At 63.3% G+C, this 22455-nt stretch carries 24 protein-coding genes and 1 tRNA gene; 17 read left to right on the plus strand and 8 right to left on the minus strand.

What is annotated here, in order from left to right; translation table 11 throughout:
- Positions 1–78 precede the first annotated feature (78 nt).
- Positions 79–1005: a lipid kinase gene (locus OPU69_RS02140; protein WP_498509133.1), complete on the plus strand. Its 927-nt coding sequence runs from the start codon at positions 79–81 to the stop codon at positions 1003–1005.
- A 35-nt stretch (positions 1006–1040) separates the two neighbouring features.
- Here the strand turns inward: OPU69_RS02140 and OPU69_RS02145 are convergent.
- Positions 1041–1131: transfer RNA gene (locus OPU69_RS02145), tRNA-Ser, on the minus strand.
- Positions 1132–1205: 74 nt separating this feature from the next.
- On the minus strand, positions 1206–1844 hold the full coding sequence (locus tag OPU69_RS02150) for an adenylate/guanylate cyclase domain-containing protein (protein ID WP_498509134.1): 639 nt from the start codon (positions 1842–1844) through the stop codon (positions 1206–1208).
- Positions 1845–1927: 83 nt separating this feature from the next.
- Between OPU69_RS02150 and OPU69_RS02155 the strand changes: the two genes are divergently transcribed.
- From OPU69_RS02155 to OPU69_RS02165, 3 genes are all read left to right on the plus strand, one after another.
- The gene (locus OPU69_RS02155; RefSeq protein ID WP_498509135.1) at positions 1928–2893 is read left to right on the plus strand and encodes a peptidylprolyl isomerase; all 966 of its coding nucleotides are present in this window, start codon (positions 1928–1930) and stop codon (positions 2891–2893) included.
- A gap of 83 nt (positions 2894–2976) precedes the next feature.
- Positions 2977–4092, plus strand: a complete 1116-nt coding sequence (ald, locus tag OPU69_RS02160; protein ID WP_498509136.1) for an alanine dehydrogenase — start codon at positions 2977–2979, stop codon at positions 4090–4092.
- Between the two features lie 30 nt (positions 4093–4122).
- A complete protein-coding gene (locus OPU69_RS02165; RefSeq protein ID WP_060980032.1) occupies positions 4123–5094 on the plus strand; it encodes an oxidoreductase in 972 nt (323 codons plus the stop codon).
- Positions 5095–5115: 21 nt separating this feature from the next.
- Here the strand turns inward: OPU69_RS02165 and OPU69_RS02170 are convergent, their stop codons facing one another.
- The 6 genes from OPU69_RS02170 to OPU69_RS02195 form a co-directional block, all read right to left on the minus strand.
- Positions 5116–5850 (minus strand): PAN domain-containing protein, encoded by a 735-nt coding sequence (locus OPU69_RS02170; RefSeq protein ID WP_498509137.1) that lies wholly within the window; start codon positions 5848–5850, stop codon positions 5116–5118.
- An 85-nt stretch (positions 5851–5935) separates the two neighbouring features.
- Entirely contained in the window at positions 5936–6334 is a 399-nt protein-coding gene (locus tag OPU69_RS02175) for a hypothetical protein (protein ID WP_498509138.1), read from the minus strand.
- 206 nt (positions 6335–6540) lie between these two features.
- Entirely contained in the window at positions 6541–7962 is a 1422-nt protein-coding gene (locus OPU69_RS02180; protein ID WP_498509140.1) for a tetratricopeptide repeat protein, read from the minus strand.
- A gap of 1463 nt (positions 7963–9425) precedes the next feature.
- Positions 9426–10298, minus strand: a complete 873-nt coding sequence (locus OPU69_RS02185) for a DNA adenine methylase (protein ID WP_498509142.1) — start codon at positions 10296–10298, stop codon at positions 9426–9428.
- Between the two features lie 94 nt (positions 10299–10392).
- Positions 10393–11439 (minus strand): phage portal protein, encoded by a 1047-nt coding sequence (locus tag OPU69_RS02190; RefSeq protein WP_498509144.1) that lies wholly within the window; start codon positions 11437–11439, stop codon positions 10393–10395.
- Positions 11440–11456: 17 nt separating this feature from the next.
- Positions 11457–13316 (minus strand): terminase large subunit domain-containing protein, encoded by a 1860-nt coding sequence (locus OPU69_RS02195; protein WP_498509145.1) that lies wholly within the window; start codon positions 13314–13316, stop codon positions 11457–11459.
- A 171-nt stretch (positions 13317–13487) separates the two neighbouring features.
- Here OPU69_RS02195 and OPU69_RS02200 point away from each other — a divergent pair, with 171 nt between their 5' ends.
- From OPU69_RS02200 to OPU69_RS02260, 13 genes are all read left to right on the plus strand, one after another.
- Positions 13488–14342: a GPO family capsid scaffolding protein gene (locus tag OPU69_RS02200; RefSeq protein WP_498509146.1), complete on the plus strand. Its 855-nt coding sequence runs from the start codon at positions 13488–13490 to the stop codon at positions 14340–14342.
- A 69-nt stretch (positions 14343–14411) separates the two neighbouring features.
- The gene (locus OPU69_RS02205; protein ID WP_498509148.1) at positions 14412–15473 is read left to right on the plus strand and encodes a phage major capsid protein, P2 family; all 1062 of its coding nucleotides are present in this window, start codon (positions 14412–14414) and stop codon (positions 15471–15473) included.
- Positions 15474–15705: 232 nt separating this feature from the next.
- Positions 15706–16464 (plus strand): phage terminase small subunit, encoded by a 759-nt coding sequence (gpM, locus tag OPU69_RS02210; RefSeq protein WP_498509149.1) that lies wholly within the window; start codon positions 15706–15708, stop codon positions 16462–16464.
- A 120-nt stretch (positions 16465–16584) separates the two neighbouring features.
- On the plus strand, positions 16585–17079 hold the full coding sequence (locus OPU69_RS02215; RefSeq protein ID WP_498509150.1) for a head completion/stabilization protein: 495 nt from the start codon (positions 16585–16587) through the stop codon (positions 17077–17079).
- A complete protein-coding gene (locus OPU69_RS02220; protein ID WP_498509151.1) occupies positions 17076–17288 on the plus strand; it encodes a tail protein X in 213 nt (70 codons plus the stop codon). The genes OPU69_RS02215 and OPU69_RS02220 overlap by 4 nt, the downstream gene beginning before the upstream one ends.
- Before the next feature lie 2 nt (positions 17289–17290).
- Entirely contained in the window at positions 17291–17632 is a 342-nt protein-coding gene (locus tag OPU69_RS02225; RefSeq protein WP_498509152.1) for a hypothetical protein, read from the plus strand.
- The gene (locus tag OPU69_RS02230) at positions 17629–18357 is read left to right on the plus strand and encodes an N-acetylmuramidase family protein (RefSeq protein WP_498509153.1); all 729 of its coding nucleotides are present in this window, start codon (positions 17629–17631) and stop codon (positions 18355–18357) included. The genes OPU69_RS02225 and OPU69_RS02230 overlap by 4 nt, the downstream gene beginning before the upstream one ends.
- Complete coding sequence (locus OPU69_RS02235) at positions 18354–18659, plus strand: hypothetical protein (RefSeq protein WP_498509154.1); 306 nt, start codon at positions 18354–18356, stop codon at positions 18657–18659. The genes OPU69_RS02230 and OPU69_RS02235 overlap by 4 nt, the downstream gene beginning before the upstream one ends.
- Positions 18656–19159 (plus strand): phage tail protein, encoded by a 504-nt coding sequence (locus OPU69_RS02240; RefSeq protein ID WP_498509156.1) that lies wholly within the window; start codon positions 18656–18658, stop codon positions 19157–19159. Before OPU69_RS02235 ends, OPU69_RS02240 begins: the two co-directional genes overlap by 4 nt.
- 2 nt (positions 19160–19161) lie before the next feature.
- Complete coding sequence (locus OPU69_RS02245) at positions 19162–19641, plus strand: phage virion morphogenesis protein (protein WP_498509157.1); 480 nt, start codon at positions 19162–19164, stop codon at positions 19639–19641.
- Positions 19642–19843: 202 nt separating this feature from the next.
- Positions 19844–20749 carry a baseplate assembly protein gene (locus tag OPU69_RS02250; RefSeq protein WP_498509158.1) on the plus strand — a complete coding sequence of 302 codons (906 nt, stop codon included), beginning with the start codon at positions 19844–19846 and terminating at the stop codon, positions 20747–20749.
- 8 nt (positions 20750–20757) lie between these two features.
- On the plus strand, positions 20758–21411 hold the full coding sequence (locus OPU69_RS02255) for a phage tail protein I (RefSeq protein ID WP_498509159.1): 654 nt from the start codon (positions 20758–20760) through the stop codon (positions 21409–21411).
- Entirely contained in the window at positions 21411–22454 is a 1044-nt protein-coding gene (locus OPU69_RS02260; protein WP_498509160.1) for a gp53-like domain-containing protein, read from the plus strand. The genes OPU69_RS02255 and OPU69_RS02260 overlap by 1 nt, the downstream gene beginning before the upstream one ends.
- The last annotated feature ends 1 nt before the right edge of the window (position 22455 follow it).

Raw genomic sequence — 22455 nt, forward strand, 5'->3', positions numbered from 1 at the left:
TGCAAAGATTATGCAGGGCTTTATGCGAGAACCGGCTATGGCTGGTACGGTCGTCCTCCTGAAGCGATAGGTCTGTTCGTGCGATCCGTTACCGGCAAGCGTGTCCTGCTGCTCCACAATGCCAAATCGCGGCAGGGCGAGGCTGCACTCGGGCCGGTGCGCGCGCGGCTGGATGCGGCGGGCCTCTCGGTCACTGCCGAGCCCTTCGCCAACCTGCCCGAAATCGCGCGGGACATCTCGCGGCTGCATCAATCGGCCGATATCATCGTGGTGTGCGGCGGCGACGGATCGATCTCATCGGCGGCCCCGGCGGTGATAGAGAGCGGGCTGCCGCTGGGCATCATTCCGGCTGGAACCGCCAACGACCTTGCGCGGACGCTGTCCATCCCGCTCGATTTTGCTGCCGCCGCGGACGTGATCGTTGCCGGGCACACACGGCAGATCGATGTCGGCATGGTCAACGGCCATGCCTTTTTCAACGTCGCCAGCATCGGCCTCAGCAGCGATCTGGCGCAGAAGCTCGATCCTGCGATCAAGAAGCGCTTCGGGCGGCTGGGCTATGCGGTCGCCGCGCTGCGGATTCTGGCCGGGGCACGGCGGTTTCGCGCGACGATCATCGAGAAGGGCAGCGGGATCAGGGTCAAGACCTATCAGATCGCGATCGGCAACGGGCGTCTTTACGGGGGTGGCAATGTCGTCGAACAGACCGCCGCGATCGATGACGGGTCGCTGGACCTCTACAGCCTGGAGATGCGCAACCTTTGGAAGCTCGCCTTGATGGTGCGCGCCTTCCGCACGGGTACGCATGGCGCCTGGAAAGAGGTCAGGACCGCCCGCTGCGTCGAGTTCGATATCGAGACGCGCCGCCCCATGCCGATCAACACCGACGGGGAAATCGTCACCGCGACGCCAGCGCATTTCAAGGTCCTGCCCGGCGCGATTACCGTCCTCGCTCCTGCAGCGGTCGCCAGGCAAGGCGTGGCTTTACGCCTGTTTCATCGCTGAACCCCAGTCAGGGGATGTCTGATCGAGGAAATGAGTGGCGGAGCGGGAGGGATTCGAACCCTCGATACGCTTTTGACGTATACTCACTTTCCAGGCGAGCGCCTTCGACCACTCGGCCACCGCTCCGCATGTCCTGGAAGGCGACCCCCTATATCCAAGCGGTGCACCGCGCAAGCGGTGTTTGCACGGGAGAGGCGCGCTCAGGAGACGACGTGATAGGTCAGCACGAGGCCAGAAATGCTGACCTGTTCGGGCCGGGTCTCGACATTCTTCAGCGTCAGCGTCGCGCGGGCGCCCTCGGTCAGGAGGATCTCGCTGCGTTGCGCCACATCCTCGCCCAGCTTGCACGTCAGGTTCATCTCGTCGCCGAAGACATCCTCGTCGTCGATGTTGAGCACCTGCCCATAGCCGATGCCGATCGACGCATAGAGCTTGCGTTCCTCGGGCAGCACCATGTTGGCGGCGTTCAGCTGGCGCATGATGCCGCGGGCGGCGCGGACGGCATCGTCGGTATCATCGAACAGGCAATAGAGATTGTCGGCCTCGGCCTTGATCAGCAGCCCGCCATGATCCTCGATCTCGGGCAGCGCGAGCCGCTTCATCTGATGAACCATCAGCAGAAAGGCCGCGACGCCGTGCCGCTGGGTGGTGCGCGAAAAGCCGCTCATGTCGAGCACCATCACCGCGCGGGTCTCGCCGAACACCTGGTGGATGCGTTCGGCGATCGATGGCAGGTTTTCGGGCTGTTCGATCATCTCGTCGAGCAACCGGTCGAGCGTGGTGCGGCTGTTGCGCAGTGCCAGCGGCGTGTCGTCGTCCTCGTCCGGCGGCAATGTCATGCGAGTCTCCCTCCCGACCCGCACGCGAGACTGCACGTGAGGCCAAGGTTTCGCAAGCCTTTGCGCCGTGTTAGCGTCGTCCCATGACAGCCAACCGATTCCGCTCCGCTGCGCTGCGCACTGCCGCTGCACTGTTGCCCCTGAGCCTGATCGCCGCGAGCGATCCGCCGCCCGCCAGTCCTGGGCCGGGCGATATCATTGCTGCCGCGCCGCCCTCGGCTTGGGCGAAGATCGCGCCCGAAGACCTGCTGGTGATGGAGCTTGCGCCCGATGCGAAGGGCAAATCGCGCCGCGTGGTGATCCAGCTTATGCCTGCGCCATTCAGCACCGGCTGGGTGGGCAATATCCGCAAGCTGGCAGCCGCGCACTGGTGGGACGACACCGCGATCGTGCGCGTGCAGGACAATTATGTCGTGCAATGGGGCGATCCCGATGCCGAGGACGAGGCCAAGGCCAAGCCGCTGCCTGCGGGTATCGCGAAAGTGCCGGAGAGCGGCTATGTGGTCGATCGGAAGGGCCTGAATATCGCTTCCGGCAACAGCGGCGCTGAGCCTTGGACGGCTCCTGACGCCTATGCCAAGGCGCTGGGTTTCTTGGATGGCTGGCCGGTTGCCAGCAATGACGAGAGCGTCTGGCCGGTGCATTGCTATGGCATGGTCGGCGTCGGCCGCAACCTCTCGCCCGATACCGGGTCGGGCGCAGAGCTTTACACCGTGATCGGCCATGCGCCGCGGCATCTGGATCGCAATATCGCTTTGGTCGGGCGCGTGGTCGAGGGGATCGAGCATCTCTCCAGCCTGCCGCGCGGCACCGGTGCCCTGGGCTTCTATGAAAGCCCCGAAGAACGCACCGTCATCGGCTCGGTGCGGCTGGCGACCGAACTGCCCGAGGCGGAGCGCCCGAAGCTCGAATATCTGGAAAGCACCAGCGAGTCGTTTGTCGCTTATGCGCGGGCACGGGCGAACCGGAAGGATGCGTTCTTCAATATCCCCGCTGGCGGGGCGGATATTTGCAACATTCCGGTTTCGATTCGGAAAATTGCGCAATAATGTAATAAAGTAACAAAACTGATCGCGCAGCGCGGGAGGTCGGAGTAAGGGCGGGACAAACAATAGCAGCAGGAGAAGAAGTCATGCGCGTTGGCACCGTCAAGGAAATCAAGAACCACGAATATCGCGTCGGCATGACGCCCGAAAGCGCCCGCGAGCTGGTGCAGCACGGGCACGAGGTATGGGTGCAGTCGGGCGCGGGCCTGGGCATCGGTGCCAAGGACAGCGATTATCAGCGCGCGGGCGCAAAGCTGATCGAGACCGCCGCCGAAATCTTTGCCGAATGCGAGATGGTGGTGAAGGTCAAGGAGCCGCAGTCGATCGAGCGCGCGATGCTGCGCGAAGGACAGATCCTGTTCACCTATCTGCACCTCGCGCCCGATCCGGAGCAGACCAAGGATCTGGTCGAGTCCAAGGCGACCTGCATCGCCTATGAGACGGTCACCGATGCGAGCGGCGGCCTGCCGCTGCTCAAGCCGATGAGCCAGGTCGCAGGGCGCATGGCGATCCAGGCGGGCGCGACCGCGCTCGAAAAGGCGCATGGCGGTCGCGGCATCCTGCTCGGCGGGGTGCCGGGCGTGCTGCCCGGCAATGTCTGCGTGATCGGCGGCGGCGTGGTCGGCTTCAACGCCGCACAGATGGCCGCAGGGCTGGGCGCGGACGTGACGATCCTCGACCGCAATCCCGAAGTGCTCGAGCGGCTGGGCTATTATTTCGAGGCGCGCGCCAAGACGCGCTTTGCCAACGTATCGAATGTCGCCGACAGCGTTGCCAATGCCGATCTGGTCATCGGCGCGGTGCTGATCCCCGGTGCGGCGGCGCCCAAGCTCGTTACGCGCGAGATGCTGGGCACGATGAAGCCCGGCGCGGTGCTGGTCGATGTCGCGATCGACCAGGGCGGCTGTTTCGAGACCAGCCACGCCACCACCCATGCCGACCCGACCTATATCGTCGACGGCATCGTGCATTATTGCGTCGCCAACATGCCCGGCGCGGTTGCGCGCACCAGCACCTATGCGCTCAACAACGTCACGCTGCCGCACATGCTGCGCATGGCCGACAAGGGCTGGAAGGACGCGCTGCGCAGCGATCCGCACCTTGCTGCCGGTCTCAATGTCTGGAACGGGCGGGTGACCTACAAGGCAGTGGCGGATGACCTGGGTTATGCCTATTGTCCGCTCGAAGAGGCGCTCGCCTGAAGCGCCCGAAAGCGCCAAGGAGAGCTGCCGATGATCGCCGACCACCAGAAGCCTGTCGATTCCCCGTTCGGCCGCCACAGCGAACCGCATGAGGTGCTGGCGGGCATCGACCTCAAGGGCAAGACGGTCATCGTCACCGGCGGTTATTCGGGCATAGGGCTGGAAACGGTGCGCGCGCTGGCGGCGGCGGGCGCATCGGTTACCGTGCCGGCGCGCGATACCGAAAAGGCCAATGCCGCGCTGGCAGGGATGCCGGGCGATATCCGCATCGCGCTGATGGACCTTGCCGATATCGCTTCGGTCAAGCGGTTCGCGCTGGGCTTTGCCTCCGACAACACCGCGCTCGATCTGCTGATCAACAATGCCGGCGTCATGGCCTGTCCGGAAATGCGCGTTGGGCCGGGCTGGGAGCTGCAGTTCGGCACCAACCATATGGGCCATTTCGCGCTGGCGACGACGCTGCTGCCGCTGCTTCAGCGCACTGAAAGGCCGCGCGTAGTGGCCTTGTCTTCCACCGGGCACAAACTGTCCGCCATCCGCTGGGACGACCCCAACTGGACCGATGGCAGCTATGACAAGTGGAAGGCCTATGGCCAGTCCAAGACCGCCAACAGCCTGTTCGCACTGGGCATCAACGCCCGGTTGAAGGACAGCGGCGGGCAGGCCTTTGCGGTGCATCCCGGCGGCATTTTCACGCCTCTCCAGCGCCATCTGCCGACCGAAGAGATGATCGTGCTTGGCTGGCTCAACGAACAGGGTGAGATTTCCGACGGCGCCCGCGCCATGTTCAAGACACCGACCCAGGGCTGCACCACCACGCTCTGGGCGGCGACCAGCCCGCTGCTCGAAGGCATGGGCGGCGTCTATTGCGAGGATTGCAACATCGCTGCACTCTCGGGCGAGCAGCCGGTGCGCTATCGCGATGTCGAGCCGCACGCGGTCGATCAGGATAGCGCCGAACGGCTGTGGGAAATGAGCGAGACGCTGCTAGCACAGGCCTGAGCGCGGGGGCGCCAGCCGCTCTCAGCCACGCCGTCGCGGGCGCGGTCTATCGGGAACGGGCGCAGCCTGTGGCAGCCAGAGGCTTCCAATGCCATCTCGCTGGCGCTTGATACCGGAAACGCAGCAGTCGCTTTCCGAAGGTTCGGGCACGGCCTCTTTCAGGAAGCATTCGCCATGTTCGGTCCGGCCGGGGATGACATAGGTCCATGCCCGGCATTGCCGCTCATCGTCGCACGCCGCCTTGCAGCTTTTCCAGTCCATGCCCGGCCGGTCGTAGATGATTTCGCGCAGGTCGCTGCCGAACAAATCCGTGTTGAACATCGGCGGGGCGTCAGCGGATGGGCGCATGACGCTCTGGCCGGGGGTGCCGGCGGGCCTGCCGCTGCCCGGCGTCTGAGCAGAAGGGCCCAGATAGCGCACCGAGCTGATCGAGCCGCCATCCTCTCCGAGCGCCTGCACCTCGCCCGACACCTCGCGGCAGCGCGTGCGGAAGCCCGCATCCATACATACCAGCCAAAGCCCCTCTGCCTTGAGCGAGAAGGCATAATCGTTCGCGGTTCCATCAAAGCCTTCGCGGGCCGGCATGTCCTGCAGGTTGGCGACATCGCTGCGCACCGTGACGGCGGCTCCATCAAGACCTTCGCCGTTGAACAGGGTCAGGCTCGGTGTTCCCTGGGCTGCGAGGCTTGAGCCGAGCAGACAGACGGCGAGGGCAATAGGCGCAAGCGCGCGGCGTGCAAAGGGTGGTAGCATCATCGTCTCCTGGCTGCAGGGTGCGCGACCTGCCAACTCTGACAGAACTGCATGCGGTTGCAATGCCGGTCGTCACACCGACACAGCTCTAGCGAAATTCTGCAAAGGCGATCACGCGGCGGAAGCCAGCGCGGCAATGCGGTTGGCCGTCGATCACCTGCGCCTCGTGCCACATATCGCCCGAATGATAGCCCCAGCGCGCCAGACGCTGCATGGGGCGATCGGTCATCCGGCGGCCGAGCCATTGCGCGAGAACGGGCTTGAGCGCGGCGCGGGCTCGGGCCGGCGAACGGCAATCGCGTGCGCCCTGCCAGCTATCGACATTGCGGGCGAGATCGGCCTGCACGCGCTGGACACTACCGTTCAAGGATTTATCTCTGGGCGAGGCGAATTCCAGCCGCTGCGCGCGCGCGGTCTCGCGCGGCACCATGAGTGCGAGCGCCGCCACCGCCAGAATCAGCAGCAGAAACAGCCAGGTTCGCGCCATGGATCGCTCCACAAGGGATCATCGGTGGCCTGATCGCCGATGCGCGGGCACGAAGGTTGGCCAGCAGCCGTTTTGGGTCGACGAATTACCCCGCACACCGTCGATCAGACCGCAACCAGTCTAGGCGCGATGATGCAGATTGAGTCTGTGGCATATTGTCGCAAATGACGGGAAATCGCGGATGTATCGTCTGGCGCGGCGTTACATCAGGACAGATCGACCCTGGGTGTCGCGATGACCACCTTGCGCAGCAGCCGCTGCACTTCGGCATCGCCGCGCCACTTTTCCGCGATGCGCTTGTTCAGCGTTGCCGAATACCAGCGCTCGCCCAGCGTCGCGGCCTGCTTGAGCAGGATGACCAGGGTTGCGCGGTCGCCCATGCACGAGGCGTGGAAGGCGGGCGTCATGCGGGTCTTGCGCTCGCCCTCGGCAAATTCGCGCCGCGCTTCGGCAACCAGCACCAGATGCGCCGTAGCCGGATTGCGCTCGATGGCCGTATCAAGCTGGGTGGACAGGCGCTTCATCTCCGGTACCCCGCGCAGCGCCGCCAGCGCCCGATACTCACGCGCATAGGCCTTGATGTCGCCGCGCGAGATATGCGCCCAGGCCAGGCAGTTGCGGATGGTGGCGTCCGCCGGATATTGCGACTTCAGCTGTTCCAGCTCCATCACCGCGCGCCGGTCACGTCCCGCTTGCCAGTGCGCACAGGTGCGCTCGACCGCGATGGCGGGGGTTCCGGGCAGCAGCAGCTGCGCGGTATCATATTCGCGCTGCGCGGCGGCATCCTGACCGAGATCGGAAAGGACATTGGCGTACCAGAAATGGGTGAGGCCATCGCGCGGGTCGAGTGCGAGCGCACGACGGAAGGAATCGACCGATCGCTGCGCATCGTAGCTCCACCAATACTGGATGAAACCGTTGGCGCGATGCGCTGCTGCCAGCTGGTTGTCGAGCGCGAGCGCCTGTTCGACCGCAGACTTAGCGGCGCTGTACGCCCGGCTTTCGGTCGCCGCGCCATATTCGCGATAGATCAGCCAGGCTTCGGCCAGCCCTGCATAGGCGGGCGCGAAATCCTTGTCCGCGGCGATCACCTTCTCGTACAGCGCGATCGCACGGCGCAAATCCTCCGGCGTGCGCCGAGCCCATAAATCGCGCGCGGCGACATAATCGTCGGTTACGTTCTTGTTATGCGGCAGGGCTGCGGCCCGCTCGATTGGGGACGGACCAGGCGCGAGCATTTCGGTCAGCGTGACCGTCGCGACGACCAGCGCGCCGATGGCGATGACCACGCTCGCGCCGACGAAAAGACGTTTGCCCCCGCGCGGTGAGGGGAAAGGGCCGACTCTCGAAGGCATGGCATTCTGCGGCGGCCGATCGGTTGCAGCCAGAACCTGCGGCGGCGGCTGAACGGCCGGACTGTCCAGGTCGCGCTGCTCGGCTTGCCCGGCCCAGGATGCAAGCTCATGTTCATAGGCGAAGACCGAACCCTGCTTGCCGCCAGGAAGCCGGTGCACGGGAAGATCGCGCTCGCGCGCCCAGCGCATCACGGTCGTGCGGTCACGGCGGAAATAGCCCGCAATCGCCTTCCAGCCATCCAGCCTGCGCTCAGATTGATCTGGATGGCTCAAGAATATTGCCTGTCAATTGCCACGACACCCGTCAGTCGGTGCGGTGCAACCCAATTACCCCCGCGCCGAGGCAAACCCTATCGGTTCGTCGCGACGCCTGTCCAGACATTATGTTATAAATCAGACATATCGCTGCGCTATTTTGTATCTTGGGCGCGCGCTCCCGCGATATGGATGGCAGGAATGCTGGCTGATCGCGAGGGTCGTCAACGACCGCCGCGCACAAAGGGGCAGTCTGCCCAAGCTTCCGGGGAGCGGAGGGCGGCGGCAGCTGGCCAGCCGTCACGTGGCAGAATCGATTACGGCCCTCTCCAGCTCGCGGGCTGCGACGCTTGGGTAGGTGCACCGAATGTCTTGAAGGAATGGTAGCGGAGGAGCGAATTGGTCGAAAACGTACCCTGCGAAAAGTCCGCCTATAGCGGGACATTATTTGGCCTTCACACCAGTGGAATTACGACTTGCCGAGGGGTCGCGCGCTGAAAGATCACAACCCCTCGGCAACGGCTTGGCACCAGGGTCGCGTATGCCAGGCCGGCTCGGAGGTGAGCCTGCCTTCATTGGGCAGGACACGCGAGCCGCGCTGTGATTAGCTTCACAGTGTGCATTGACGTACTGAGAACAAGGTGAGAACAAAGCGGCCATGTCGCGCCGCAGATTCGCCATCGTCACCTATGACCCCGATCGCATCGAGCAGTTGAGCCACCAGGCCGAAGGTTCGTCGGTCGCTTAGATCATCATCCGGGCGCTGCAGGGCTTCGACTATCCGAAAGAGCGCGGCATCATCAACATTACGCTGATGGACCAGCTGCCCAAACGCAAGCCCTAGCTCGGCCGACTGGCTCAGCGGCCACACCTGCATAGAACTGCATAATGATCCCCGCGATCGATGATCACGGCATGCCGCTGGCACGCTGCCGAAAATTTCGCAGTTTCTCGTCAGGCCGCTAAGGGTGCCGCCTATGCGCGGGAAACACCCTACATTCCCTACATCCAAGGTTTTCTGCGGGTTTCCGGCCCTATATTTTCCCTACATCTTCCCTACCTGATAGGATTGATAGAACCCTATATATTGAATGAAAAAAACATATATTCATCAATGACATAGGATTTTTGGGCATAAAATGTAGGACGATGTAGGGTTTCGAACCCTACATTTTTTCGATGCAATATCAGTGCATTAGCTGTGCTTTCCGACCGATGTAGGGAATGTAGGGTTTTTCCCAGGGGGGTACCCCTCCCAAGGATTTCCAAGGACCGCCCGATCTGCACAAAAACCCGAGCAGGAAGGCGAAAGTGGAGCGTGGGGGCGAGCGCGGCGCGCGGGGTGGGGGCGATGGCCTTCGCCGCGAGGGGTGTCAGGGGGCAGGGGCGGCCCCGTGGGCACCCGCTCGGGCACATCGAGAGGGCCGGAGCGCGGTGGTGCGCTCCGGCCCTCCGGTGAACCGATAGGCAGCAGGGGTGGTTTAGCGGGTCGGAGTGATGATCAGCTCACCGAACTTGGCCTGCTTGTGGCCGCCGCCGATACTGTAGCCCACCTGGACGGGCTCAAGGTGGAACCGAGCAAAGGTTTCGCGGATCTCCGGATGGTCATTGATCGACAGGATGAAACGGCCTTTGAGCCCAGCGAGCAGCTCTGCCATCTCCGCGAATTCGCTGCGATCGAACATCCCAGCGCCATAGTCGCCCTCGGAGCGGTAATAAGGCGGGTCGAGATAGAACAGCGTGCCGGACCGATCATATCTGCGGATGAAGTCGGCCCAGCGCATCCGCTCGATCACAACTGCCGACAGGCGCTCATGCACTGCCTCGAGGAGCGGCTGCAGCTTGGTCACATCGAAATGGCCCCCTCGGCCAAGTGAGACACCAAAGTTCTGCCCTACCACCTTGCCGCCGAAGCTGGTGCGCTGAAGATAGAGAAACCGAGCCGCGCGCTGCATATCCGTGAGCGTCTCTGGCTTCTCCAGCGCAAGCCGTTCGAATTCCGCCCGCGACGTGATCTGGAAGCGCATCATCTCGAGGAACGCCAGGTAATGCACCTGGAGCACCCGGAAGAAATTGTGCACCTCGCGCGACCAGTCGTTGATAGCCTCGCACGGCGGACGCTGCGACCGCCTGAAGAACACACCGCCCATGCCTACAAAGGGCTCTGCGTAGGTCTGGTGATCAACCTGGTCGATCATGGCGCACAGGCGCTTTGCGAGCTTGCGCTTGCCGCCGATATAGGGTGCCACCGGCGATACCGGCTGCACGGAAGAGAGACTCGACTCCATCGCGTTTGTTCCATATTTGTTCCCGCGCCGAGTCGGCAGGCGGGATGATCCGGTCCCCTGTTCCATGGGCAGGATCGGTTGGATTGTGGCGGGTCTGGTCCGTCGGTTGGAGGCGTTGGCGCGCCTCTGCCCCCGCCGCTTTCGCGGCAGGGTTAGCAGATCATCCGGCGCGCGCGCCCGGCGCCGGGGCAGCGCGGGGCGCGAAGACCAGGGCCTCGACGCCCAGCCATTCGTTGAGCTGGCGCATGCGCTGCTGGATCGGCTCGATCTCGTTCTCGTAGAACGTGTCGCTGGCCTTGCTGACATCCCCGAAGCCCCCATTGTTCTGGGGGATGATGCCGATCAGCTGCGGCGGAACGCGGTGCGCGGCGAGCAGATCGTCGCGCGTCACGTTCTTGATGCTCATGAACTCGTCCTTCGCCGCCACATCGGCGATCGGGATTACCTGGATGCCGTCCTTCTTCCCGTTGGGGATGTGCAGGAACATGTTCTTGAAATTGCCGATGCCCTTGGCCGAACCAAGCCGATCCTCGATCGCGTCTGCTGTCTCCGGGTCAGCCAGCGGGTCGGACAGGTAGAGGATGAAGCCGGCGTGCGCCCCATTGAGGTAGTAGCGGCGGCGGAAAAGGGTGGCGTTTTCGTTGAGCAGGCCCGCCTGCAGCGCCGATAGCCATTCCGGCACCCCATAGACCTCTTGCGAAACATCGGGCTGCAGAAGGTGAAAAACGCTGTTCGGCCGAAATTCGTGATCATGCCCCAGCGAGCCCTTGATGAAGAACATCGTGCCCGGCTCGCTGCCGACGCGGGTGAAGATCGCGGGGCTGTGTCGCAGCGTCATGACCCGCCCGCCCAGATTGTCGATCCGCTCGATATAGCCATTGCCCATCTGCAGGAAATCGATTGCCCAGCGCTCGAAATTGGCCCGATCGAGCCACCTGGTTGGCGTAAAGTGCTTGAGCAGCAGGTTGACCTTCAGCGCGATCGCGCTGCGATGGTGGGGCGACATGTTGAACGACTTCGCCAGCTTGGTCATCGGCATTGGAGGTTCGTACCAGCGACCGTTCTTCCACATCTCGAAGTACGACCAGAGCTCGCGCCCGTCCATCACGCTTTCGGGATCTCCGAAGGTGAAAACCCGCCCGCTGCCGCTGCCAGGAGCGGGCACCTGCGCGGGCGCGGCGGGGATGATGTCAGTGCTGTCGCTCATGGCCTGTCCTCTTGTGATCAGTCGAAGAATTTGACCTTGGCCCCGCGCGAGACCGGCTCGCTGGCGTCCATCGGTTCATTGGAAAGCGCGTGCAGGATCGCCCATGCGATATCGGCATGGCCGACCTCGCCATTGCGCTTGGCGGTATAGGTGACCTGCCTGCCCGAGCCAGTGAGGGTTGGGCGAATGGCCATGAAAGCGGCCTGCACGTCGCTCCACCCTGCATCGAACTCGATGCGGCGGTTACGAAAGACGTTCTGGCCCTTCATCACCAGTGCGCCCTTGACCGCGACCGAATAGTTGATCCGGCGCGCAGTCGGGAACCACTTGAGCACCAGCTGCAGCACCGCCTCGCCGCTGCCGGTGGTATCGATCGCGATGTCTTCGACATTGTACCGGGCCGCGACCTTCTTGATCTCATCGGCCTGGCCCTGAAAGTCGATCCCGTTGAACCGGAGCTTCTCGAGCACGCGGAACTTTCCGCCCGGCTTTTCGGGCGGCGCGATCACCGCCAGCGCAGCATCGTCGCGGCCTTGCTTGTTCGGGTCATAGCCCAGCCAGACCCGCTTCTCACCAAAGGGCCGCGCGCCCGGCATGCCGATCAGCTCGGGCTTGAAGTCGCGCCACTGGTAGAAGCTGTCGACCCGAGCCGGGCCGATCAGAGCGAACGGGAAGCTCGATTGCGCGTCGTCGATTTCCTCGCATTCGAAAAGGTTTCGGAACGAGTCTTCCGAATATTCCTTCCGCAGCTGCTCGATGTCCACCAGGTCGCCCAGGCCGCGCTTCACCGCGTCATGGATGGTCAGGATCTGCTGCCAGCTCCCATCGGGCATGATCGCGCCGTCGCGCAGGTTCTTCAGGGACAGGTCGAACGGGCGCTGGTCGCCCTTGGTGCGGCCCCGGTTCCACTCTTCGCCCGACCAGAAGGCATAGCTCTCATGCGTCTTGGTCGAGGCCGATGAGAAATAGGTCTTGGTGTAGATGCTGTGCGTCGCCATGGCGCTGGCGACCTTGTTCAGCTCGGCAAATCCGCCGACCCACGAGAATTCGTCGAAATAGAAATCGCCGCTCTCGCCTTGGGCCGTCGCGCTGTTGGTCGAGAGCGGATAGAGGCCCACCGAGTCCAGCGATGGCCCGTCATCACCGTGCAAGCCCGTGAAGTCGAGCATGATGATCTTGCCCTTGAGCTCGACCCCGGTGACGCGGCGCACCCAGTTGGTGATCTCGCGCCGGAACTTCAGCGCCTGGCGCTCCGAGGCGGACAGGAAGATCTGGTTGCGGGGCTGTTTCCCCTCGATCGCCATCTCCGCGATCTTGGCGAAAGCCTCGCGCGCGAAATACCAGGTCGCGCCGACCTGCCGGCTCTTGCGGATCTTTCGCGTGCGCTGGTGTCGCTGATCCCACCAGGCCTCCTGATATTCGAAATTGCGATCGTGGAAGTCGTCGAGCAGCGCCTGATATTGGTCGATCGTGAGGCAGTTCTTGCGCTTCTCCGCCCGCTTGGCCTTGGCCTTTTCGTCGTTCCGGCGCTCGATATTGGGGTTGAGATCGCTCTCGCGCCCCTCATCGCCACCGAACTTGCGCACCCTCGCCATGCGCTCGATCTGCCGCCCCAGCAGGTCGATTTCCTTGAAGTCCTTCCCCGATTTGTTCTCCTTGGCAATCAGGGTCAGATAGCGTTCCTGGAGCCCGTCCTCCATGCGCAACACCACCGGCGCATCGTCCCATTTGTCGCGGGTTTTCCAGCTGGCGATGGTGGGATATCTGACCCCCAGCTCATCGGAAATCTGCTGCATCGACCAGCCACGCCAATACAGCGACCGCGCGGCGCGCCGCGCATCGAACGGGGTGGTGGGAAGGGCAGCAAGGATGGCCATGACGGCCTTTCCATGCCCTGCAAGCGCCATCCCGCGCGCGCCCGCCTGATTGTTATCACGCCGGTAACAACGGCTGCCCGTTGCATGATGTGGCCATTTTCAGCCCCAAGGGTGTCAATTCCGCCGGGCATCTCACGACACCTGGCAGCACCTCGCAACGGAGCCATCTCGATGTCGATGAAGTTCAAGCGCACCAAGCCCTTCCTCCTGGCAACCGCCGGAACCACCGTCGATGGCCGCACGATCGACGACAGGATTATCGACGAGATGGCGTCGAGCTATGATCCGAAGACCTATGGCGCGCGGCTCAACATCGAACATATCCGCGGCATCACTGGAGATGCACCCTTCCGAAGCTATGGCGATGTCGTGGCCGTTTCGGTCGGCGAGGTTGATGTCAATTTCAACGGCAAGACCGAGAAGCGCAAGGCGCTGTTCGGCGAATTCGACGTTCTCGAAGACGCGATGAAGCTCAACGCGCAGGGCCAGAAGGTCTATCCATCGATCGAGATCGAACCCAATTTCGCCGGCAAGGGCTTTGCCTATCTCATGGGCTGCGCGCTCACCGACAGCCCCGCCGCGATCGCGACCGAGCGCCTGCAGTTCAATCGCGCCGCACCCGGCTCGATCGTGCTCAATGGTGAGACCGCCTTTGCGCTGGAGCTCGCCGACGACAAGGGCACCACCACCGAGGCGGGACAGGGCTTCCTTTCAGGTCTGAAGAGTGTGCTCGACGACTTTTCCGCCAAGTTCACCAGCAAGCCCGCCGATCCCAAGCCTGCCGATCCGGCGCCGCAGACCGTGGCGCAGGGCTTCGACATGCAGGCCTTCTCGGCGCTCTTCACCGGCTTTGCCGAAAAGGTCGAAGGCGCGCTGCAGTCCCAGGCTGCCGCCCAGCGCGAGGAAATCGACGCGCTCGCCCTCAAGTTCGCCGCGCTCGACAAGCGCGTTGAGACCACCGCAGCGCCTGGTCAACAGCAGCGCCCGCAGGCCAATGGCGCGAACTTCACCCTGACCAACTGCTGATCATCCGTCCGGTCCCCCGCAACCACCAGACCCAGCTCAAGCACCCAGAAGTCAACGAGGAATCAGACGATGCAGAACGCCACCCGTGCCCTTTTCAACGCCTATGTGTCGCAGATCGCGCTGCTCAATGGCGTTGACCCCGATGCCGTGAGCAAGAGCTTCACGGTCGCCCCCGTCGTCGAACAGAACCTCGAGGAGGCCATCAAGCACAGCAGCGAATTCCTGCAGCTGATCCAGATGGTGCCGGTGATCCAGCAGGAAGGCGACAAGGTAGGCATCGGCACCACTCGCCCGCTGGCTGGTCGCACCAACACCGCCGCCGGCAATCGCCGCACGCCGACCGACCCCACCGACACCTCCGATCGCGGCCGATACAGCTGCAAGCAGACCAATTTCGACCATGCGCTGAAATATGCCAAGATCGATGCCTGGCGCCACAGGCCCGAATTCCAGACGCTGCTGCGCGATGCCATCGCAAAACAGCAGGGTCGCGATCGCATCATGATCGGTTGGAACGGCACCTCGGCTGCCGCAGAGACCGATCGTGTCGCCAATCCGCTGCTGCAGGACGTCAATCTGGGCTGGCTCTACAAGATCCGGACGCATGCAGCAGAGCGCGTGCTCAACGATGGGGGCCTAACCGTCAATCCGCTCAAGGCGATCTATGTCGATGCCGGCGGCGAGCCGGGTGTCGATGTCGATTACAAGTCGTTGGACGCTCTGGTGTTCGATGCGGTCGAGCTGATCGACGAATGGAACCGCGATGACACCGAACTGGTGGTGATCGTCGGCCGCGACCTGGTGCACGACAAGTATTTCAGCATCGTCAACACCGCAGGTGACAAGGCCACCGAGGTCGAGGCGGTCGATCGCATCATGCGCTCGGAAAAGCAAATCGGCGGGCTGCGCGCCGTGCGCGTACCGTTCTTCCCGGCAGGTTCGCTGCTGATCACCCGGCTCGATAACCTGTCGATCTACTGGCAGGAAAACACCCGTCGCCGCACGGTCAGGGAAGAGCCCGATTACGATCAGATCGCCAACTATGAAAGCGTGAACGAAGCCTATGTCGTCGAAGACTATGGCATGTGCGCACTGGTCGAGAACATCGTCATGGGCAAGAAGCCCGACTAACCGAATACCCGAGAGGGGTGTCTGGCACGGCTCGCAAGGCCTCCAGCGGCTGATTATTGGGTCAGCCTTCATGGATCGCAGATCGCACCCTGCATGAGAGCCTAAAGCCCCGGAAGCCAATGCCGGGGACATGGCAGCGTATCAGCCCGAAAGGGTCGCCGGAGCCTGACGAACAGGTCGAGCGGGGTGGGAAGCCCCCACCATTGACGCAACCCCAATGCCAGGACCAGCCATGACCAGCCTTGCCCGCCGCCACCGTGAACGCGCCCTTGCAGCCAAGGCAGGGTTGATGGAGACCGCCGCTGCAGTCGGCCAGGCCGTCGCCATGCCGGAAACCGGCGATGTCGCCAGCGAATATCGCGCGCTCTACGCGGTGCTGCAGGACAATCTCCGCTCGCTGTCCGATATCCAGTCGATCGAGGGCCGCAACCCGATCAAGCGCGAGATGGCCGAGACCTTCCGGGCATGGGTCGATGGTGCGCTGGCCGCTGGCCTCTATGACGGCACTGCCGCGCAGGATGAAATCGTCGCGCAGATGATGATCTGGGCGATCGACTATCGCGACTTCGAACGCGCGCTCGACATCGGCGAGCATGTGCTCCGCTTCGGCATCACGCTGCCCGAGCGCTATCTTCGCACCCCCGCCTGCCTGCTCGCCGAGGAAATCGCCACCGCCGTGCTGGGCGAGCCGCAGCTCGCCACGCTTGATCAGCTCATGCGTCTCGACAGGCTGACCGGCGATTACGACATGCCCGATCAGGCGCGCGCCAAGCTGCTCAAGGCCTTGGGCCGCGCCTATGCCAGGGCCGCCGAGCAATTCGAGGCAGAGGCGGACAGCGCGCCTGCCGGCGGCAAGGCCGCGCTGCTGCACGCTGCGCTCGATGCCTGCAAGCGTGCGCTCCAGCTCAACAAGGCTATCGGGATCAAGAAGTATATCGAGCGCCTCGAGCGCCTGGTCACGCCGCCCGCTGACCAGACCGAGCAGGATTGAAGGATCGGCCCACGCCGCTCGGGGGGCGGATCATCTTTGGCCAGGGTCCGCCCATAAGCCACAGGCGATCCCCACCCCCCGTAAAGCGGTTCGGCCCGGAAGAGCAGAAAGGCCCGCGCAGTGTCAGGTTTCATCGCCACGCCGCCCGCACCGGCCTCTCCCGTTGACAGTTCGGTCAGCGTCGACGACTGGTTTCCCGCGATCGACGTTAATTCCATCCGCGACACGCTCCGCATTGGCGAGGGCGTGGTCACCCATGAACGCCTGGTCGCCGCAATCGAAGGCGCGGTAATCACGGCGCTACGGCAACTGCATGCCTGGCGAAGTGCTTGGGCCGCCGGCGGTGCCAATGATCTGGCGTCGATCGATGATGTCAGCATCGGCGGCCGTAAACGCTCGGTGGTGCTGTGGGAACGCATCATCCGCTATTACGCGGCCGCCGAGGTCGCCGACACGCACCGTGATCTGGTCGCCTCCGATCAGGCCAATATCCGCAGCGAGAACGAACGGCTCACCGCCGACGAATATCGCCGCATGGCGCATCATGCGATCAGCGATCTGCTCTCGATCGGGGCTGAGAAGCCGGTGCCGCGCAACCGAGTGTCGCTGCTATGACCACCGCAACCGCTCTTGCTGGCGAGACGCTCGATGCTATCTGCTGGCGCGTGCTGGGGCGCACCCAGGGCGTGACGGAACAGGCCTATGCGCTCAACCCGGGGCTGGCCGCATCCGGCCCTCAGCTTGCCGAAGGCACCGTCGTGCAACTTCCCGACATCACCGAGACCGCGCCCGCGATGCGCGAGACCATCCAGCTATGGGACTGACTATGGTACATGCACCCGCCCTGATTTCGGCGATCGTCACGCTGCTGGCTACGCTGGGCGTCGGTCTCAAGTTCGCCTGGAACAAGTACGATGCCTGGCGGATCGAGCGCCAGCAGGCAGCCGTGCGGGAGGCTGAAAAGCTCGAGGAGCGATTCCGCCGGATCGAGAATGCCCTCAAGGAATGCGAGGAGCGCGAGGAGCGGGGAGACAAGCGCCGTGCCAAGATGTGGACCATCATCCAGCTGTTGCTCGATGCGATGGAAGGCATCGACCCCGGTCATCGTACGCTGAAGCGCGCAAAGCAGCTGCTCGAAGAAATGCGCTCGGAGGAGGCTACGTCATGACCACCACCGCCGACCGGATTGTTGCGCTGTTGCGCCCCAGCGCCCCCGCCAACCAGTTCGTGCAGCCAGAGGTTGACCTGATCAACCAGCTCGCTGCCAGCTGGGACCGCCGCCGCGCCCCCGCTGCGCCGGCGCCGATCGCCAAGATCGGGCTCTCGCCGCAGGACTTTGCCGCGGCCGCTGCCCGCCTGGGCTGCACCGTCGCACAGATCCGCGCGGTCGATGAGGTCGAGAGCAAAGGCAGCGGCTTCCTGCCCGATGGCAGGCCGCGCATCCTGTTCGAAGCGCACAAGTTCGACGAATTCACCGATGGTCGGTTTCGCGCCAGCCATCCGAACCTGTCCAGCAGGTCGTGGAACAAGAAGCTCTATATCGGCGGGGCAGGGGAGTGGGATCGGCTCAACCAGGCGATCGCGCTCGATGCCGAGGCCGCGCTCAAGTCTGCCTCGGCAGGCCGCTACCAGATCATGGGCTTCAATCATCGGGCAGCGGGCTTTGCTACGGTCGAGCTGTTCTGGGACGCCATCAAGCGCAGCGAGCGGGACCATCTCGATGCCTTCTGCGCCTTTATCGAGAGCAGGCGTCTTCAGGATGAGCTGCGGCAGATCAGCAACGTGCATGCGGCCTGCATCCCCTTCGCCCAGGGCTATAACGGCACGGGCTATGCGAAGAACGCCTATCACATCAAGATCGCCAAGGCCCATGCGAAGTGGAGCGCCCGATGAGCAGCGTCCTCGATCGTCAGGGCGACCGCAGCGTCGTCAAGTTCATAGCCGCCGGCTGCTTCATCGTGTTGCTGGCGATCATTGCCGCCATGACATGGGGCAAGCTGCCCGACTGGGCGGAATCGATCTTCTCCGCCATCGCCGGTGGCCTGGTGGTCAAGATCGCCGATTGCCTCTCTGCGCTGGTTGCCCTCTCATCGGGCAGGCAGGTCGAACGCATGGGCGATCAGCTCACTTCCTCGATCCCGCAAACCCAGCGCGCGGGCGATATGGCCCAGCTGCCGGAAAAGGACCCGGCATGATCAAGCCCGCCTCTCTGCGCGCCGCGATCGTTGCCATGCTGCCCGAGGCAGAGCGCGACCCGCAAAAGCTGCTGATGTGGGTCGATCAGGGCGCGCTGGTGTCGCGCGGTACCGGTACGCTGGGCTTTGCCTATCGCTACCGGCTCAACATCATCCTGATCGAATATGCGGGCGAACCCAGCGTCGTCATGCTGGCGGTCACCAATTGGCTGAGCGTCAACCAGCCAGAACGGCTGACGCCAGGGCAGGAAGCTTTCTCGATCGAAGTCGATCTCATCGACAGCAAAACCGTCGATCTTCAGCTGCAGATCATGCTGGATGAAAACGTGTCGGTCAGCCGCCGCGAAGATGGGGGCTTCAACTTGCAACACCTGGCTGAGCCTGACCCGCTGTTCGACGATGATCTGCCCCTGATCGCCAACGATGGCGAACCGGCTCCTGGCACCCCGCCGCTCACTGAGATCGCCGATGAAGACGGGCCACTGCCGCCCTGGAATTGATCATGGCCGACACCGATCTCACCAAGGTTGAAGACTGGCTCGATGGCCTCATGCTGCGCTTGGAGCCCGGCGCACGTCGCAAGCTGTCGTTGAAGGTCGGCCAGTCGCTTCGCCGGTCCAATGCCCAGCGCATCGCCGCTAACAAGGAACCCGATGGCAAGGCCATGGCGCCGCGCCGTCCGCGTAAAGGCCCTGATGGCAGGCGTATCCGGGCCAACAAGCGCATGTTCCGTCGGATTAGGATGGCTCGCAATATGCGCATCAAGGCCACTCCAGATAGCGTTGAGCTCAATTTCGGCGGCGGCGCTATCGAGAAGATTGCTTCGATTCACCACGATGGTCAGGTCGGTATTGTAGGCAGAACCCGTGACGGCCGCACCGTCCGCGCCCGCTATGAGGCCCGACGGCTGCTCGGGTTCGGTGCTGATGATATGAACGCCGTGCTCGAAGCGGTGACTAGGGCCATCGAGAAAGGTGCTTAACGCCATGGACATCACAATGGCGGTCATCGCATTATGCTTTAAGTGCGTGAGCCGTGGTCGCAGCGACTCGTGCTCGGCCCAGCAGGTGTTGCTAGCCCCTGCTGGGCCGTTTTCTTGCGTGACCGAATTCTTGTCATTGTAATCGGCCCAGTAACAATCGCGCCCGCTGGCCTTTGGCCAAGCCATCATGCTGCTGGCGTGCATGTCAATCTCTTCTATCGCCACGTCGCCAGCCATCGACCTGTCGCGTCTGCCGCCGCCCTCGGTGGTGCCGCAGACGGATTTCGAAACGCGCTATGAGGCCAAGCGTGCCCAGCTGCTCGCGCTCTTCCCGCCCTTCAGCGCGCTGGTGGAATCCGATCCGGCGATCAAACTGCTGCAGGCGGACAGCTATGACGAACAGGTGCTCGCCCAGGCTTTCGACGACGCGGCCCGCCAGCTGCTCATCGCCTTCGCGCGCGGCACCAATCTCGATCACCTGGCGGCGCTCTACGCCGTGGAGCGACTCGAGATCACGCCCGCAAACCCTTTCACGGGCGCGGCGGCCGTCATGGAAAGCGACGATGAGCTGCGCCGCCGCGTGCTGCTCGCCCCGCACAGCTTCTCGGTCGCCGGGCCTGAAATGGCCTATGTCTATCACGCGATCTCGGCATCGGGCGATGTGCTCGATGCGTCGGCCACCTCGCCTGAGCCGGGCGAGGTGGTGGTTTCGGTCCTGTCGCGTACCGGCGATGGCACCGCACCTCCGGGAACGCTCGCAGCGGTCGAAGCCGTGCTGCTCAATGACCAGGTGCGCCCGCTGACCGATCTGGTCAGCGTCCAGTCCGCTGATATCCAGCCCTTCAATATCGCGGCTCAGCTCTGGCTGTATTCGGGTCCGGATCCCGACCTTATCCTCTCGACTGCGCTGGCCAGTCTTGATGCCTTTCTCGCCACTGCGCGCCGCCTTGGCCGAGACATCCCGCGATCTGCGATCATCGCCGCGCTGCATGTCGCCGGCGTCCAGCGGGTTGAGCTGGCCGAACCGGCTGTCGATCAGGTCTATTCCATGCTGCAGGCAGGGCATTGCGCCAATATCGATGTCACCATCGGCGGCACCTGGGACTGATCGCGGTCATGGCTCTTCCCGATCAGGTTCTGGCCAGCAGCCTCCTGCCACCGAACGCCCAAAGCTCCGAAATGGCGCTCGAGGCGGCGATGCGTGCGGATATCGATATCGCCCAGGTCGGCAATCTGTGGAACCCCGATACCTGCCCGGCAGAACTGCTGCCCTTCCTCGCGTGGGGGCTCGCGATCGCGCGTTGGGATCCGCAATGGACAGAAAGCGAGCGCCGCGCCGCGATCTGGGATGCGATCCCGTTCCATCGCCGCAAGGGCACCCGGGCCATCGTCCGCGAGGTGCTTGATCGCTTCAACCCGCTGCTCGAGATCGTCGAATGGTTCGAGGCCAACCCCCGTCAGCCAGTCCACACTTTCGAAGTGCGGATGCCCGCCAATCTCATTCCGCCCAGCTTTCTGAGCGCAGAGACCGCAGCGGCGATCATCCGAGACGTCGCCTCAGTGAAGCCCGCGCGCTCGCACTTCACCTTCGTCCAGTATCTCGAAGCGCAGGCGATGGCCTATCTCTCGCCGGCTGCGATGACAGCAACCTCTCTCCGCTTTGATCTTGCCGCCGCGCATGACGCCGATCCGCGCTGGGACAATTACCTTCAGACGGAAGATGGCGAGCCGATCACCCGGGAAGACAGCATATTCATGGAGGTGAGCTGATGGCATCGCTTGCGATGATGATCACCAATGCAGGCTTTGACGCGATCGTCGCGGCAGAAAGCGGCGGCACCGATGAGGTGCGGATCACTGAGATCGGGCTCACCTCCACGCCCTTCATCATGGCCCCAACTCTCGATGCTCTGCCTGGTGAGTTCAAGCGCGTGCTTTCGGTGTCGGGCCAGGCTGTCAGCGCCAATGTGATCCACGTCACAGCCTATGATGCCAGCCCGGACATCTACGACGTGACTGGAATCGGTATCTACACCGATACCGGCGTGCTGCTGGCCGTCTACAGCGCCGTAGAAAATCCGGTGCTCAGCAAGGCTGAGCTGGCAACTGGCCTGATCATGTTCGACATCGCCTTCGCCAACAACATGGCGGCGCTGATCGAGTTCGGCGATGCGCTGTTCCTCAACCCGCCCGCCAGCGAAGATGTGAAGGGCGTGGCAGAAATCGCGACCAACGCGGAAGCGGATGATGGTCTTGATGACACTCGCATCATGTCGCCCAGAAAGGTCAAGCGTGTTCTCGATGCGCTGGCAACTGCGCTCAATGATGCATTTTTAGCCTTTCAGGGCACGGTCAATGACGCGATCAATATGTTGCAGGGGCGCACCATTACCGGTGGCGGACTGGTCAGCGGAGGTGGCAATCTGACCGCCAATCGCGTGCTCACCGTGACTGCAGCAAGCTCGGCAACAATGAAGGCCGGCATCGCTGCCGATCAAGCGATCACGCCTGCTGTACTTTCCAGCCTTCCACGCTCTCTCGTTCAGAATGGCAGCTGTGAGCTTCCCGGAACCGGCGGGCTGATCATCAAACAGGGCCGCTTCACTGCTGCGGCCAATGGATCCACATCGGTCGCGTTCGGCATCGCCTTTCCCAATGAATGTTTCGCAGTCATCACCGACGGTGGCCTCAGCTCTCCGTCGATCCAGGACAATTATGTCAACGTGCTGGTGGGCACGATCAGCGCTTCAGGTTTCAGCGCTTACAACAACCAGGCCAGCTATCAGGCCAATTACATCGCGATCGGAATTTGAC

The organism is Blastomonas sp. 34TW, from assembly GCF_059803595.1.